Below are 16,021 nucleotides of genomic sequence, written 5' to 3'. Positions count from 1 at the left end.
TAGTCAGTAGACTTCCCCCATGCAGCCGAATCAGGCAGCGATCATCAACAGGAGGATTCATCATGCTGGCTATCCGTAAATCGACCGATCGTGGCCACGCCAACCATGGCTGGCTCAACTCCTTTCACACCTTCTCTTTCGCCAGTTACAACAACCCGAAAGAAAGAGGTTTCTCGGACCTGCTGGTCATCAACGATGACACCGTGGCTGCCGGTCAGGGCTTCGGCGAGCATCCGCACCGCAACATGGAGATCTTCTCCTATGTGCTGCAAGGTGCTCTCGAGCACAAGGACAGCCTGGGTACCGGCTCGGTGATCCGCCCTGGCGACGTGCAACTGATGAGCGCAGGAACCGGTGTTTCGCACAGCGAGTTCAACCACTCGCGCAGCGACTCGGTGCACTTTCTGCAGATCTGGATAGTGCCGAGCGAGCGCCAGGCCGAGCCACGCTACCAGCAGGAGCACTTCAGCGAGGCGCAGAAACGCGGCCGCCTGCAGTTGATCATCTCGCCGGACGGCGCCGATGGCTCGCTGACCGTGCGGCAGAGTGCGCGGGTGTATGCCGGGTTGTTCGACGGCGCCGAGCAGGCTCAGTTGCAGCTCGACGAGAACCGCTATGCCTACGTTCACGTCGCTCGCGGCAGCGTCGAACTGAACGGCCAGCCGCTGCAGGCAGGCGATGGCGTACGGCTGCGCGATGTGCGTGATCTGCACCTGAGCAACGGCGAACAGGCCGAAGTGCTGGTGTTCGATCTGCGCCCCAACGAACTGCCGTCGCTGTACTGACAGGCAGTAGCCCGGCGTCGAGCGGCGATACCTGGGGGATTCCCCTGGGTGTCGCTGCCCGCTTCGGTAGCCTTGGGCAGACCAGATACCGCCTCCCGGGTTTCGCTTCGCTCTACGCCAGGCTACCGATACCAATGGCGGCTCTTGTCGCGATCCCCTAGGCGCCCCTATACGCCTGCCTTAGAATGAGCCTCCGCCGCCCGCCGGCCATCCGCTCAGTCGAAATCCCATGCGTTGGTTGCTCGCCTTCACCCTGCTCTCTCTGACCTTCGCTGGTCAGGCTGCCACCGCGCCTGCCTCCCCCGCCGCGACCGTCGACAAGATCCTGGTGGAAAAGTCCCAGCGTCGGCTGCACCTGATCGGCCAGGGTGAAACGCTCAAGTCCTATCGCATTTCCCTGGGCAAGCAGCCGCTCGGTGCCAAGCAGCGCGAAGGCGACCTGCGCACGCCGGAAGGCTTCTACTGGATCGACTGGCGCCGCAAGAGCGAGAACTACCAGCTATCCATGCACATCTCCTACCCCAACGCCCGCGATCAGGCCCAGGCCAAAGCCGCCGGGGTGAAGCCGGGCAGCATGATCATGATCCACGGTACGCCAGTGGACGACGAATACCCTGAGTGGTTCTTCCACACGCTGGACTGGACCGAAGGCTGCATCGCCATGAAGAACGCCGACATGCGCGAGGTCTGGGGCCTGGTGAAAGACGGCACGCTGATCGAGATTCGTCCCTGAAAGGGCGTGATTACCAACGGATACTGCGCGCCACCTCACTGCCGCCAGGCGCCAGCCACTGCGCACTGACCAGCACTGGTTGCAGTGCCGCGCCAGGCTCGACTCGCCCCGTCAACCTGGCTTGCCTGGCGAGCAGATCGGCCGCCAGGTCGGCATGATGCTGCCCAGCCAGGCTCAACTGCCCTGCCAATTTCCAGCCAGCGCTGCAATCGAGCGCCACACGCGCACGTCCCAGGTCCAGCTGCCAGGGTGCGAGCAGCGCCAGACCATCACCCTGTAAATTCCCGTTGGCTGACAGGCAGCGTGTTCCACGGCCTTTCAACTCGATGCTGCCCTGCCATTGCCCTGCCAAGCGGTAACCGGTCACGAACGTATGTGGATCGCTGGCGGGTTGCAACGAGGCATGCCAGGCCCAGGGCCAGCCGGACACCTGCAGTTGCCAGCGCTGCCCCTGATAGCCAGCGCTCGCCTGTGCGCTGAGCCGCCAGGGTTGCCAATTCCAGCGCAACGGGCCGAGATCGCCCAGGCGCTCGGCCTGCCCCTGCCAGATACTGCCGCTGATGCCTGCCAGCGGGACGGGCAGCGGCGCCAACAGCCAGCGGGCGGGCAGCTCGACCAGCAGCGTCATGACAAAGACCAGCAATGCCCACAGCCAACGACGCCGCGTCATCGTTGCAACGCCAATTCGAAGTGCAACGCCGAGTCGTCACGCCGCAGCCCCCAGCGCAACGGTCGTGCGCCCTCTCGCTCCAACTGCTGGAGCCAGTCCTGTAGCACGCGCTCATCCTTCAACCGCCCGCGCACCAGCCACTCTTCACTGCCAGGCTCCAGCGTTTCGATGCTGATTACACGGGCCTTGGCGGCCTGCTGCAGGTCATCGACGGTCAGTGTCCTGGCGGCCCGCAGGGCCTGGGCCGACTGGGCCAGCGCCTGCCATTGGCCAAACGTCTGCCAGCGCTGCTGGCCTTCACGCCAGGCCAGCAGCCCCAGCAACACGGCGATGATCGCCACCGCCAGTATTCGTACGCCGCGTCCTTCGAGATTCAGCCTCATGATGCGGCTCCCAGGTCGAAGGTCAGATTGAGCGCGTCGCCTGCTTGAGTCACCTGCACCGCCACGCCTATGGCGCTGGCCATCGCTTGCCAGGGTGCATCGTCGATGACCTCATGCCCCTGCAGACGCAGTGCCCAGCGCTGACCATCGAACCGCGCAGCGCTCAATTGCCAGCTCCCGTTGGCCCGCAACCAGCCATCGAGTTCGGTCTGCAGATGTTCCAGTTGCCGCAAACGAAGCTGTCGCTCATCCGCGCCCAGACGCTGCTGCCTCACCCGCTGCGCGGCTTCGCGCAATGATGCGACCGGCCCGACCAGCGCTTCCACCTGCGCCTGATAGACGCCCTGCTGCCGCCACTGCTGGCTGGACCACAGGCCAGCCCAAAGCACGGCCACGGCCAGACAGGCAGCAGGCAGGCGCCAGAGGCCAGGGCTCATCTGGCGGACCTGACGTTTACCCCGGCGCCGTTCGAACAGGCTGGGCATGCCATCCAGCGCGGCGAGAGGCTCGGGCCAATCGCCCTCGACCGTGTGCATCTCGAGTTCGCGCCAAACACCGGCAGGCGTTGCCGCCTGAAGCGCGACTGGCCAGGCCAGCCAGTGCAGGCGCGCCTCGGCACTGCGACCGACGAACAGGCTCGCGCCGGCGTCCTGTCGCCAGCACCATGCCGAGCCAGGGACCGGCACCGGTAATAGCTGGAACTGCGCCCAGCAACGCTGCACATCGAGTTGCCACTCGGCGCACTGGGCCAGCCAGCCATCCAGCAGCGTTTGTTCGACGCAGACCAGTTGCATGGAGCCGGGCTCGCGGGCCAGGCAGCCACAGGCCAGATCCTGAGCGCTCTGCAGCAGGCGATCCTCGAGCAACAACGGCCACTCGTGACGCTTCAGCCCAGGCGGCGCGGGCACCTGAAAGTGGCTGCACAGCTCACCCGGCAGCACCAGCGCCACCCGTGCGCCCGTGATCGTCGGCGGCGCACCACAACCTGACGCCTGCACGCGCCCCTGCTCTACCCGCGCCCATTGCCAGGCCTGGGCATCCGCGCCCGGGCGCAATAACAGCCAGGGCCGTGCCGCGCGGCGGCGCCAGCGCTCACGCTTCATGAACGGCCCCACGGCAGGGCGAACGTACAGACATAGGGTGCTCCATCCCACTGAAAAGTCAGGCGCACGCCCCTGTCGGGTCGCAACCTGTCCGTCGATGGCCAGGCCAGCCAGCGGCTGTCCTGACGAAAGGTAAAACTCACCGCTTCCACCCGATCCAGCTGCTCGCGCAGTGCCCAGACAGGTGCGGCTGCGGCGTACAGATCGCTGGAGGTGTGCAGCAGCAGACGCTGGCTGCGGCGGTCGTAATCAAGACGCTGACGCTGCAGACGGGCACCGCTCTCGGCACTCGGCCAGGCACCCAGCGCGACCCACTGCAGTTGCAGCTCGTCCGGCCGCCAGTCCAGCCAGTTCAAGGCCAGCGGTAACCGCCGCTCATGGAGCTGACGCAACACGGTGGTATCGAAACGACGCTCCAGTGCCAGACAGAAATCCAGAACCGGCATCCCTGCAGAACCTTGCGCCAAGCGCTCACGAACGTTGATCCAGCCATTGACCAGGGCCGCCAGAAGCACACCCAGCAACGCCGTCAGCGCCAGGGCGACCAGCAGCTCCACCAGGGTCAAACCGCACTGCCTGCCCCTCATGGGCGCACCAGAAACAGTTGATACTGCCCCAGCGACTCGCGGCGATCGCCATCAGCGAACAGGCTCAACTCGGCACGCCGCAGGTCCCGCACACCGGTGCCCTGCATCTGCAGTTGCCAGTGGCAGTTCTCGTGGCCCTGGGCAAGAACGCCAGCGAGGCTGTTCTGCGCAGGCCAGAGCTGCTCGACCGCGAAGCGTGCCTCCAGCTCACGAGCACACAACGCCCCCAGTTGATGCTGCTGGACGCTCTGCTGTACGGCCAGGCGCTGGCGCAGCACCTGGCTGGTCATGACCGCCAGCGTGGCGGCGATACCCAGGGCGACCGTCACTTCAAGCAGGGTGAAACCCCGTTGGCGCTTCATGGCAGCGACGTCCGCTGCAAGCGACCGGCGCTGTCCCACTGCCACCGTTCGCCTCCATCGGGCCAATGCCAGCGCAGTGCCTGCGGACGACCGACCCCGTTTGGCGTGAAGACCAGACGCGGCTCACCGGCAGCCGGCCAGTCAGGTCGCAACATTGCCGGCCACTCCCCCAGCGCGACCGCCTCGACCTGCCAGTGCAGTTGATCGTTGTCGCGTACCTGGCGCACGAACTCCGGGCGCTGGCCATTCCAGCGCAGGCCATGAATCTGTCCGGCATGCAGCGCCACTGCGGCCTGAGCGCGGCTGGCCGCGGCAAGGCGCTCCAGCGCCTGCTGTGCCGGCGCCTGACCGCTGTCGAGCCAGGCCACACTGAGGCTGGTCAGCAAGCCGGCGATGAACAGCACGACCAGCAGCTCCAGCAGGCTGAAACCGCGCTGCCTGGACACCTACCAGAGCTCCCGGCCATGTAGGGTGGACGACGCTTTGCCCGCCCACCGCTCACGATCGCAATGGTGGACAAAAAGAGCGTTGTCCACCCAACGTACCGGTTCATCCACAATGGCATCAGCCACGCAGGATGGACGACGCTTCACCCGTCCACCGCTCACGATCGCAACGGTGGAAAAAAACGGCGTTGTCCATCCTACGTAAGGGCCTTCCACCCCGCTGTCATTCCGGTTCATGGCAACGTCTCAAAGCTCCCAGTTGCCCAGGTCGGCATCGATGCCCTCGCCGCCCGCGATGCCATCGGCGCCCAACGAATAGACATCGACCCGACCATGCTCGCCCGGGCTGCGGTACTGGTAGGAATTGCCCCACGGGTCCTGCGGCAAGCGGCGGATGTAACCGTCAGCGCGCCAGGAGCGCGGCAGCGGTTCGACGGTGGGTTTGATCACCAGGGCCGACAGCCCCTGCTCGTTACTGGGGAAGCGCAGGTTGTCGAGGCGGTACATGTCCAGGGCCTGTTCGAAGGTCGAAAGATCGGCCATCACCTTCTGCTTCATGGCCTTGTCCTGGCTACCCAGCACGCTGGGCGCAACCACGGCGATCAACAGCCCCATGATGAAGATCACCACCATGATTTCCATCAGGGTGAAGCCCCGTTGAGTGAAACGATTGCTGCGCATGATGGCTTTCCTCTTCAAAGTGTCAGGCCCTGATTGAGCTGCATGATCGGCAGCAGCACGGCCATTACGATGAACAGCACCACGCCGCCCATCACCAGAATCATCAGGGGTTCGAATAGCGCCATGGCGGTGTCCACCTGGCGGGCGAAGCCACGCTCCTGGTTGTCCGCCACGCGTTCGAGCATGTCCGGCAGGGTGCCGCTGGCTTCGCCACTGGCGACCATGTTCAGCAGCAACGGTGGAAAATGGCCGCTGGCCTCCAGAGCGCGGTGCAGGCTGACGCCGCCCTTCACCTCGCTGCCGACCCGCTCCAGGGCCAGGCGGATGCGCCGGTTGTTGACCGTGGCGGTCGCCACTTGCAGGGCTTCGAGCAATGGCACGCCACTGCCGGCGAGGATCGCCAGGCTGCGCGACAGCCGGGCACTCTCCAGGACCTGCAGGAGCACGCCGACCTGGGGCAGGCGCAGCAGCAGGTCATCGCGGCGCAGGCACCAGTGCGCCTTGCGCAGCAGCAGCTTGCCGACCAATGCCGCCAGCAGTGCCGCTCCCAGCAGCCAGGGGCCGAGCAGCACCAGCGTATTGCTGATGCCGATCAGCAGCGTGGTGATCCACGGCAGGCTCTGCCCGGCATGGGTGAACTGTTCGGTGAGCTTGGGCACCACGAAGGTCATCAGGCCGATCACCACGGCCAGGGAAACGCCCATCAGCACGGCCGGATAGATCAGCGCGGTGCGGGCCTTGTGCTGTTGCCGCTGGACCTGTTCCAGGTGCTCGGCCAGGCGCTCGAGCACCTGGGCCAGGCGACCGGAGCGCTCGCCCGCCTCGACCAGCGCGCAATACAGCGTCGAGAACACGCCGCCCTGACGCGCCAGGCTGCGGGCCAGGCCAACGCCCTCGGCGAGGGAGCCGCGCACCGCCACCAGCAGGCTGCGCAGCGCTGGCTGGACCAGCTGCCGCTCCAGAGTACCCAGTGCGTCGACCAGCGGAATGCCTGCGCCGGTGAGGGTCGCCAGTTGCCGGGTCAGCTCGCACAGTTGCGCACGGCTGACCCGCTGGCGGCGCGGCTGCCGGCTTTGCGGGTCGTGACGATGCAACTCGCGGGCGAACAAGCCGCTCTCGCGCAGCAGCTGCCGGGCGTGGCGCTCGCTGTCCGCCTGCAGACTGGCCTTGTGCGGCTTGCCAGCCAGGTCGACGGCCTGATAGCGATAGGTCGGCATACTCAGCCCTGCACCGCACGCAGCACTTCAGCGAGGCTGGTGTCGCCGCGTGCCAGGCAGTCGCAGGCCATGGCCGAAAGGCTCTGCCGACGATCCTCGAGGTAGGCCTGCATGCTCACCTCGCTGGCGCCGCTGTACAGCAGCGCGATCAGCCCGGCATCCAGCTCGATGAATTCGTAGAGCCCCAGGCGGCCCTGATAACCGCAACCCTGGCACTCTTCGCAGCCGACCGGATGAAAGCTGTACTCGAGGCCGGCCAGCTCCGGCATCAACTGCCGTTCGGCGGCCTGCAAGGGTCTACGCTCGGCGCAACTGCACAGGCGGCGCACCAGGCGCTGGGCGAGCACGCCACGCAGGCAGGAGGCGATCAGGAAGGGCTCGATACCCATGTCGCGCAGCCGCGTCACGGCGCCCACTGCACTGTTGGTATGCAGGGTCGACAACACCAGATGCCCGGTGAGGCTGGCCTGCACGGCAATCTGCGCGGTTTCCCGATCACGGATTTCGCCAAGCATGATCACGTCCGGGTCCTGGCGCAGGATCGCCCGCAGGCCACTGGCGAATGTCAGCCCGGCACGCGGGTTGATGGCGGTCTGGCCGATACCGGTGATGGCGTATTCCACCGGGTCTTCGACGGTGAGGATGTTGCGGCTGCCGTCATTCAGGCTGTTGAGGCTGGCGTAGAGGGTGGTGGTCTTGCCCGAGCCGGTCGGGCCGGTGCTCAGCACGATGCCGTTGGGGCGGCCCAGACAGGCACGCAAGCCCTGCTCCACGGCAGGCGGCATGCCCAGGTTCGGCAGCGCCAGCAGGCTGGCCTGCTTGTCGAGCACGCGCATCACCACCCGCTCGCCATGAATGCCCGGCAGCGTGGAAACCCGCACGTCGACCTCGCGGCCGGCGGCCCGCAGGGTGATGCGGCCATCCTGGGGCTGGCGTTTTTCGGCGATGTCCAGCCGTGCCATGACCTTGATCCGCGACACCAGCATGGCTGACAACGCCCGTGGCGGGCGCAGAACCTCGCGCAGGTGGCCGTCGATGCGCAGGCGCACCACCAGGCTCTGCTCGAAGGTCTCGATATGGATATCCGAGGCCTGCAACTGCAGCGCCTGGGCGAACAGGCCATTGATCAGGCGGATCACCGGCGCCTCGTCGTCGCTCTCGAGCAGGTCCTCGATGCGTGGCATGTCATTCATCAGGCTGTCGAGATCGACCTGTTCGCCAATGCCCTCGATCAGCGCCGCATTCGCCCCCTCGCCGGCCTGGTACAGCTGGCCCAGACGCCGTTCGAACTCGGCCCGCGGCAAGTGACACACCGCGCCGGGCGCACCTTCGACACGCAACAGTTCCTGCAACTGGTCGCTGTCGGCGTCATCGCACAGCCACAGGCTCCAGCTACCCTCGCTGGGCACCCAGGCCAGGCCGGCCTGACGGGCCAGACGATAGGGCAACAGGCTCATTACCAGGCGCCCCCATCGAGGCGTGCGCGGCTTGCCGGGAAGAGCTGCTGCAGCCGGGCATCGCCATCCAGCGCGGGTAATTTGAGCGCCGTCTCGCGCTGCAGATTCTGGTATTTGTCGGCACTGAAACTGGCGATGCTTGGCCCGTCACGCAGGATGCGCGGACGAATGAACACCATCAGGTTCTGTTTGACGCCGCTCTTGCCGGAGGAACGAAACAGCCGGCCGAGCCCGGGAATGTCACCGAGCAGCGGTACTTTCTGATCCGTATTGCTGACTTCATCGCTGATCAGCCCGCCGAGAATGATCAGGCCATTGTCCTCGACCATCACCTTGGTCTTGATCTCGCGCTTGTTGGTGATCACATCGCTGGCCGAGGCGTAGTCGGCGATCGAAGACACTTCCTGAACGATATCCAGACGCACGCTGTTGTCGATATTGATCTGCGGCTTGATGCGCAACTTCACACCGACCTCGCGGCGCTCGATGGTCTGGTACGGGTTGCTGTTGTTCTGGGTCACCGAACCGGTGACGAAAGGCACTTCCTGGCCAACCAGAATCGACGCCTCGGCGTTGTCCAGGGTCAGCAGCGTCGGCGTGGACAGCAGGTTGAAGCCGCTCTTGCTCTTCAACGCGTTGAGCAGCACGGCGAAATTGAACCCGCCACCGAAATGGCCGATGCCGGCGGTCGCGCCGTTGACCCCCGAAAGCAGCTCACCAAGGGCGGCATTGTCACCACTGGCCGCCGCACCGGCGATACCCGCGATGTTCGCGCCGCCCGCGCTGAAGTTGACCACCCCGGCGCCAAGTTTCTCGTCGGCGAACAGCCACTGCACGCCCAGCTCTTCGGCACGGGAATCGGAGACCTCGGCGATGATCGCCTCGACCACCACTTGAGCACGGCGGATGTCCAGTTGTTCGACGATGGAGCGGTAGGCTGCCAGCTCGCTGTCCGGGCCGACCATCACCACTGCGTTGGTGCCCTCCTCGTACTCCAGGCGTACCCCCGAATCACTGATCGGCAGGCGCGCAGCCTGGACGCCCTCCGTGCCCTCGCCGGGGGCCTGGGGGGCCTCCTGACTGAGACCGCGCAACACCTTCACCACCTCACTGGCGTTGGCATGGCGCAGGTAGATCACCTGGGTATTGGAGCTGCGCAGTTCGCCACCCGGCCGATCCAGTTGTGTCAGCAGGGCGCGCACCCTTTCGCGGCTATCGGCACTGCCTCGTACCAGCAAGGCGTTGCTGCGCGGATCGGCGATCACCTGGGCGCTGTCGCCGCCCTTCTCGCTGGCCAGCAGGCGAGTGATCAGCACGCTGGTGTCGGCAGCGCTGGCATGCTGCAGGGGCATCACCTGCAACGGCTCGTCACTGACCTGATCGAGCTCGGCCAATAGACGATCGATACGTTCCAGATTGCTGCGCCAGTCGGTGACCACCAGCAGGTTGGCGGCGGGATACGGTGTGATGACACCCACCCGAGGGTCGATCAGCGGCTTGAGGATGCCGAGCAGCTGTTCGCTGGCAGCGTTGCGTACGCTGAATACCCGGGTGGCGATACCATCGCCGCCCGCCTGCTGCCCGCCGCTGGGGTCCACGGGCACCGGCTCCAGGCGCGCCGCCTGATCGGGGAGAATCTTCACGCTGCCGTTGGGCAGATTGACCGCGGCGAAACCCTGGGCACGCAGTTGCGCGAGGAAGATGTCGTAGATCGCTTCGCTGTCATGGCGCTCGACCGTGCGTACGGTGACCTTGCCCTTGACCCGCGGGTCGACGATAAAGGTCGTCCCGGTGATCTGCGACACGCTGTCGATGAACTCGCTGAGCTCGGTGTCGACGAAATTCACCTCGTACAGCGGCGACTCGGCGACCGGCAGATCCAGCACGTCATCGGCCAGAGACTGGGTCGAGCCCAAGGCCAGCAGAGCGGCCAGGCAGTAGCGAACGATCATCTCTTATCCTTGCCGCTTGAAGCCGGTCACGGCAGGCCGTGGCGGCCAGGGCAGGCGCTCGCGCCGCCCCTGGTTATCGAAAATAAGCCCTGTTTCGTCGATGTCCTGCAGCACGATGCCGGGCCCCAGGCGTTGCCCACGGCTGAAGCTGCGGACCTGCTCGCCGTAGCGCAACACCACCACGGTGGCGCTCAGCGGCACCGCGCGCAGCCCGCCCAGGTACTGGATCGGCAGGCGCGTGAGCGGCAGTGCGTCGCCATCGGCATTCAGTTGCCAGTGGCCCACCAGCAGGCCAGGGGGCGCTGCCACATCGACGGCAGCGGCACGGGCCGGTTGCGGTTCACGGCTGAGCTGCAATACGCACTGCGCCGCCAGCCAGGCACCGAGGGTCAGCCAAAAGCCGCTCCACAGTCGCTGTGCGCTGATCAACTGACGCCTCTGGGATGCCAGCCGGGATGGCCCTGTACGTAACGCACGCTGGGCAGATGCAGCGCAGGTAGCTGCCAGTCGCTTGGCTGCCTGGTCAGCCAGGCCTCCACACGCTGCCAGAGGGGTTCGCCTGGGCTGGCGTCATCGGTCAGTGACACGCTGCGGCACAGGCCGTCGAGTGGAGCCAGACCGGAAACCCGCTTGCCGGTCGGGCTGTAGTTGACCTGCCAGGCCTGCCCCTGCCAGCGCGGCAGATCCTGGCTGTTGTCGAGCAACAGGGGATCGCCGAACAGTTGATCGGCTGCGTTTTCCAGCACGCTTTCGAGCGGCTTTACCGGCGCCTCCACGACGGGGGCCGGATAGCCGCCAGTCAGGCTGATCAGTTGTTCTCGGGTAATCGCCTGGCCAGCGGCTACCGGGCTGTCGTAACGCAGGCCAGGCAGCAACACCTGCATCTGGCCGTCATCGGAGAGCGCCTGATGCAGCAGGCGGTCCCAGCTGCCACCCCGGGTGTCGCGACGCCACAGCGCCTGCGGCGCCTTGGCCAGGGGCTGATCGAGCCAGGCGGCGTGAGGCGCTCGCTGGCCCTGCAACTGCGTCCGCAGGCGCGCCGCATGCGCCTGACCTGCCGGGGACAGCAGATGTTCGAACGCTGGGTGAAAGCGCGCGACGAAGGTCCATTGCCCCGCCTGCCGCTGGCAAGCGATATGAAAGGCACCGCTGGCCCGGCAGCCGCCCAGCACCACCGGCACCCGTCTGCCGCTGCTCTGCAGCACCTCGATCGGCGCCGGCCAGAAGTCCTGACCACGGGCACACAACAGCAGATCGGCATCGCTCAGTCGTTCGGCCAGCCACAGGCCGGGACCGGTCCCCACATCGGCCAGGGCGATGACCAGATCGGCCTGGGCACGTGCTTCCCTGAAGGCCGGTAGCAGCGATTGGTACCACTGTTTCAGTGAGGCATTCTGATCCCCGGCATAAGGGTCGGTAATCCCCACTACCGCGATCCGCACCCCGGCGCGCCGGATGATGGTGAAAGGCTCGCTACCCAGCGCCTCGGCGTCTGCAAGGCCGGCACCGACGACGGGCCGAGCGAAATGCCGATAAAGGCCGGCACAGCGTTGTGGCCACAGCACGCGCTCATCGCTGCTGACCCGCACCTCGCTGCCCAGCAACTGGCTACCCTGCGCGCCACTCTCTCCCTGGGTCAGATAGGCCAGCCCACTGCCGTTCCAGCCCTGGCCGTTCTCCAGGGTCAGGCAGCGCTCGACGCCGTGGCGCTGACGCAGCTCTTCCAGCAAGGCACCCAGTACGGCGTAACCACCGGTGCTGACGCCTTCGGCCAGGCGCGCATCGAGCAGCGGATTGAGTTCGCTGCGGGCCTGGTGGGCATTGCTGCCACTGAGCCAGGGCGCTCGCCCAAGGTGGGAAACCGGCCCCAGCCGAGTGGCCGGCACCACCGGTTGACCCGGCTGGCGGGCATCCAGGGTATCGGCGAAATACAGCAATTCCAGTTCGGATTGGCCATTCTGCCGCGGGGTTGCGAAGCCCGAGCAGGCGCTGAGCATCGGGGCCATTGCACCGATGCCCATCCAGCTCATCACTTCACGTCTGCCGATGTTCGTCATCGCCCCGCTCGCCTCATCTTTATGCATTGTCGGGGCGGGATACTGGGCAGCTTATGTGACAGTTTAATGGCGGTTATTCGACAGCCATACCTCGGTCATCAATCGAAAAAATCAGATAAATCAGAAAGGTAGCGTCACAAAGCTTTCAATAGCCGTTAACAGAACTGCCAGAAAATCATCACATTCGGTCTCTAAAGTCCCGGTTTCCTCAAGCCGCTTCAACAGAAAAAGGACATGACCTGATGAGTCGAGATACCGGCGATAACCTGGACCGCAACCCCAGTGGCAACCTGCCGATGGCATCGGTTCTGGATTCGTACCTGAGCCGCCGCAGCGTGATGCGCGGTGGCCTGGGCGCCGCGATCGCCATGATCGCGGGCACCGGCCTCACCGGCTGTTTCGACAGCGGCGGTTCCAGCAATGACAGCCCTTCCACCGAGCCACCCGCCGAGCCGAAACTGGCTCTCGGCTTCCAGTCGATTGCCGGCTCGCGCACCGATGCCTGCGTGGTAGCTGCCGGTTACAGCGCCTATGTGCTGGCCCCTTGGGGAACGCCGTTCAACAGCGCCGGTGGCACCTGGAAAGCGGATGGCAGCAACACCTCCACCGAGCAGGAAAACTCGGCAGGCATGCACCACGACGGCATGCACTTCTTCCCCATCAACGGCAGCTCCGATGATGGCCTGCTGGCGATCAACTACGAATACATCGACGAAGACGCCCTGCACCCGAACGGCCAGACCACGGTCAACGGCCGGCGCCCAGCCGAAGAAGTGCGCAAGGAGATCAACGCCCATGGCGCGGGTGTGATCCGCATCAGCAAGGTCAGCGGCCGCTGGCAGGTCGTCGATAACGATCCGCTGAACCGTCGCTTCACCACCGCCACCGTGATGGATATTTCCGGCCCGCTGCGCGGCACCGACCACGTCAAGACCAAGTTCTCGATCAACGGCACCGAAACCCGCGGCACCAACAACAACTGCGGCAACGGCTACACCCCGTGGGGCACGTATCTGACCTGCGAAGAGAACTGGCCGTCGATCTTCATCAACACCTCCCCCCGTCCTGCCGATCAGTCACGTATCGGTGTCGGTACCAGCACTGGCCGCTATGGCTGGGAAACCGCTGCCGGGGATGCCTCGGAACAGAACGACGAATTCACCCGTTTCAACATCACCCCGAGCGGTGCGTCGGCGACCGACGACTACCGCAACGAAGCCAGCACCTATGGCTACATCGTCGAGATCGATCCGTACGATTCCAGCACCCGTGCCGTGAAGCGTACCGCCCTGGGCCGTATTCGCCACGAAGGCTGCTGGCCGGCGCTGCCGGTAGTCGGCAAGCCGGTGGTGTTCTACACCGGTGATGACTCGAACAATGAGTACCTGTACAAGTTCGTCTCCGACGCGGTGTGGGACGCTGCCGATGCCAACCCGAGCGACCGCCTGGCCACCGGTGCCAAGTACATGGACAGCGGCACCCTGTACGTCGCCCGCTTCGATGCCGACGGCACCGGTGCCTGGATCCCTCTGGTAGCGGCCACCCAGACCACCGACGGCAGCACCCTGGGCACCAAGTTCACCGACCTGCCGGGGATCATCCTCAACACCCGCGGCGCGGCCGATGCCGTCGGCGCGACGCCGATGGACCGCCCGGAGTGGACCGCCGTCAACCCGCTCAATGGCGACGTTTACCTGACCCTGACCAACAACAGCGCGCGCACTGCGGCCGCGGTCGACGCTGCCAACCCACGCGGCCCGAACCGTCACGGTCACGTGATCCGCTGGCATGACAGCGACGATCAGCTCAGCTTTGCCTGGGATATCTTCGTGTTCGGCGCCAACGCCTCGGGCACCCCCGACATCAACCGCTCCGGCCTGACCGAACTCAACCAGTTCGCCAGCCCGGATGGCATGAGCTTCGACAGCCGCGGGATTCTCTGGATCCAGACCGACAACGGCGAATCGAGCGTGACCAGCTACACCAACGACCAGATGCTGGCGGTAATCCCCACCAACCTGGTCGATGCCAGCGGCAAGCAGGTACCGGTCAACGCTCAGAATCAGGTGGATCTGCGCCGTTTCTTCGTTGGCCCGAACGGCAGCGAAGTGACCGGCATCGCCTTCACGCCGGACAACAAGACCATCTTCGTCAACATCCAGCACCCGGGTAACTGGCCATCCACCGACGTCGCCACGGACGAAACGCCAGCCGGCACCAGCGTCCGCCCACGCGCCTCCACGGTGGTGATCCAGCGCAACGACGGCGGCGAAATCGGCGTCTGACCTGCCCACGCGGCACGGGGTCATCTCGCGCCGTATCTCTTAGCCTGGATCGAGCACCGCGACATCCAGGCCCTTCTTTCCGTGTATCGCCACGCTCGACACCGGCTACCAAAGCACCCGGTGCGTAGCCTGCGATTGCTGACAACGGCATGCCATCCGCTGGGTGAGCAGGACCGCATCGCCCGCAAGCGGGCTCCTACGGGTTAGATCACCACGTATCGTCAGAGCTGGCTAACAGCGCATTCGCGCCGGGGGCGACGCTCCTACGAATGCAGTGCCGGAAGACCAGCTTGCAGGCACACCGATCCTGTAGGAGCCGGCTTGCCGGCGATCCGCGGGCGTACCGTCAATTCATCTGAACAGCCACTTTGTAGCCTGCGATTGCTGACAACGGCATGCCATCCGCTGGATGAGCAAGACCGCATCGCCCGCAAGCGGGCTCCTACGGATTAGATCACCACGTATCGTCAGAGCTGGCTACCAGCGCATTCGCGCCGGGGGCGATGCTCCTACGAATGCAGTGCCGGGCGCCCAGCTTGCAGGCACACCGATCCCGTAGGAGCCGGCTTGCCGGCGATCCGCGGACGTACCGTCAATTCATCTGAACAGCCACTTTGTAGCCTGCGATTGCTGACAACGGCATGCCATCCGCTGGATGAGCACGACCGCATCGCCCGCAAGCGGGCTCCTACGGGTTAGATCACCACGTATCGTCAGAGCTGGCTAACAGCGCATTCGCGCCGGGGGCGACGCTCCTACGGATGCAGTGCCGGACGCCCAGCTTGCAGGCACACCGATCTTGTAGGAGCCGGCTTGCCGGCGATCCGCGGACGTACCGTCAATTCATCTGAATATCCGTGCGCAGGCCGCGATTGATGGCAACGGCATGCCCATCCGCTGAATGACCACGACCGCATCGCCCGCAAGCGGGCTCCTACGGATTAGATCACCACGTATCGTCAGAGCTGGCTACCAGCGCATTCGCGCCGGGGGCGACGCTCCTACGGATGCAGTGCCGGACGCCCAGCTTGCAGGCATACCGATCCTGTAGGAGCCGGCTTGCCGGCGATCCGCGGACGTGCCGTCAATTCATCTGAATACCCGGTGCGCAGGCCGCGATCGATGGCAACGGCATGCCCATCCGCAGGATGAACACGACCGCATCGCCCGCAAGCGGGCTCCTACGAATGCAGTGCCGGGCGCCCAGCTTGCAGGCACACCGATCTTGTAGGAGCCGGCTTGCCGGCGATCCGCGGACGTGCCGTCAATTCATCTGAATACCCGGTGCGCAGGCCGCGATCGA

At 65.4% G+C, this 16,021-nt stretch carries 15 protein-coding genes; 3 read left to right on the top strand and 12 right to left on the bottom strand.

Features of this window, described 5'->3' with window-relative positions; all coding sequences use genetic code 11:
- Positions 1-62: 62 nt before the first annotated feature.
- Together ACT9T4_RS22645 and ACT9T4_RS22640 are read left to right on the top strand one after the other, a co-directional pair.
- Entirely contained in the window at positions 63-785 is a 723-nt protein-coding gene (locus ACT9T4_RS22645) for a pirin family protein (RefSeq protein ID WP_179538774.1), read from the top strand.
- Between the two features lie 229 nt (positions 786-1,014).
- Complete coding sequence (locus tag ACT9T4_RS22640; protein WP_042551962.1) at positions 1,015-1,518, top strand: L,D-transpeptidase family protein; 504 nt, start codon at positions 1,015-1,017, stop codon at positions 1,516-1,518.
- Positions 1,519-1,528: 10 nt separating this feature from the next.
- On the opposite strand, the gene ACT9T4_RS22635 is transcribed toward ACT9T4_RS22640, so the two are convergent.
- From ACT9T4_RS22635 to ACT9T4_RS22580, 12 genes are all read right to left on the bottom strand, one after another.
- Positions 1,529-2,188, bottom strand: coding sequence for a hypothetical protein (locus ACT9T4_RS22635; RefSeq protein ID WP_499119052.1), 660 nt, complete (start codon positions 2,186-2,188; stop codon positions 1,529-1,531).
- The gene (gene gspM, locus ACT9T4_RS22630; protein WP_499119051.1) at positions 2,185-2,571 is read right to left on the bottom strand and encodes a type II secretion system protein GspM; all 387 of its coding nucleotides are present in this window, start codon (positions 2,569-2,571) and stop codon (positions 2,185-2,187) included. The genes ACT9T4_RS22635 and gspM overlap by 4 nt, the downstream gene beginning before the upstream one ends.
- Positions 2,568-3,674, bottom strand: a complete 1,107-nt coding sequence (locus tag ACT9T4_RS22625) for a type II secretion system protein GspL (RefSeq protein WP_499119049.1) — start codon at positions 3,672-3,674, stop codon at positions 2,568-2,570. The genes gspM and ACT9T4_RS22625 overlap by 4 nt, the downstream gene beginning before the upstream one ends.
- Positions 3,671-4,261, bottom strand: a complete 591-nt coding sequence (locus ACT9T4_RS22620) for a prepilin-type N-terminal cleavage/methylation domain-containing protein (protein ID WP_499119047.1) — start codon at positions 4,259-4,261, stop codon at positions 3,671-3,673. Before ACT9T4_RS22620 ends, ACT9T4_RS22625 begins: the two co-directional genes overlap by 4 nt.
- Positions 4,258-4,623 (bottom strand): type II secretion system protein, encoded by a 366-nt coding sequence (locus tag ACT9T4_RS22615; protein WP_499119046.1) that lies wholly within the window; start codon positions 4,621-4,623, stop codon positions 4,258-4,260. The genes ACT9T4_RS22620 and ACT9T4_RS22615 overlap by 4 nt, the downstream gene beginning before the upstream one ends.
- Positions 4,620-5,069: a type II secretion system minor pseudopilin GspH gene (gspH, locus tag ACT9T4_RS22610; protein ID WP_042551968.1), complete on the bottom strand. Its 450-nt coding sequence runs from the start codon at positions 5,067-5,069 to the stop codon at positions 4,620-4,622. Before gspH ends, ACT9T4_RS22615 begins: the two co-directional genes overlap by 4 nt.
- Positions 5,070-5,315: 246 nt before the next feature.
- Entirely contained in the window at positions 5,316-5,750 is a 435-nt protein-coding gene (gspG, locus tag ACT9T4_RS22605; protein WP_499119044.1) for a type II secretion system major pseudopilin GspG, read from the bottom strand.
- A gap of 14 nt (positions 5,751-5,764) precedes the next feature.
- Positions 5,765-6,967: a type II secretion system inner membrane protein GspF gene (gene gspF / locus ACT9T4_RS22600; protein ID WP_499119042.1), complete on the bottom strand. Its 1,203-nt coding sequence runs from the start codon at positions 6,965-6,967 to the stop codon at positions 5,765-5,767.
- 2 nt (positions 6,968-6,969) lie between these two features.
- On the bottom strand, positions 6,970-8,418 hold the full coding sequence (locus ACT9T4_RS22595) for a GspE/PulE family protein (RefSeq protein ID WP_082045693.1): 1,449 nt from the start codon (positions 8,416-8,418) through the stop codon (positions 6,970-6,972).
- A 5-nt stretch (positions 8,419-8,423) separates the two neighbouring features.
- Positions 8,424-10,358, bottom strand: a complete 1,935-nt coding sequence (gene gspD, locus ACT9T4_RS22590; RefSeq protein WP_373565153.1) for a type II secretion system secretin GspD — start codon at positions 10,356-10,358, stop codon at positions 8,424-8,426.
- A gap of 21 nt (positions 10,359-10,379) precedes the next feature.
- Positions 10,380-10,805, bottom strand: coding sequence for a pilus assembly protein PilZ (locus ACT9T4_RS22585; RefSeq protein ID WP_042551973.1), 426 nt, complete (start codon positions 10,803-10,805; stop codon positions 10,380-10,382).
- On the bottom strand, positions 10,802-12,433 hold the full coding sequence (locus ACT9T4_RS22580; RefSeq protein ID WP_042551974.1) for a bifunctional UDP-sugar hydrolase/5'-nucleotidase: 1,632 nt from the start codon (positions 12,431-12,433) through the stop codon (positions 10,802-10,804). The genes ACT9T4_RS22585 and ACT9T4_RS22580 overlap by 4 nt, the downstream gene beginning before the upstream one ends.
- Before the next feature lie 242 nt (positions 12,434-12,675).
- On the opposite strand from ACT9T4_RS22580, the gene ACT9T4_RS22575 reads away from it, so the two are divergent.
- Complete coding sequence (locus tag ACT9T4_RS22575) at positions 12,676-14,718, top strand: PhoX family protein (RefSeq protein ID WP_499119040.1); 2,043 nt, start codon at positions 12,676-12,678, stop codon at positions 14,716-14,718.
- Positions 14,719-16,021: the final 1,303 nt, after the last annotated feature.

The organism is Pseudomonas sp. SZ40 (assembly GCF_052958135.1).
Note: the sequence above shows the minus strand (reverse complement) of the source record. Positions and strands in the feature narration are given on the sequence as shown.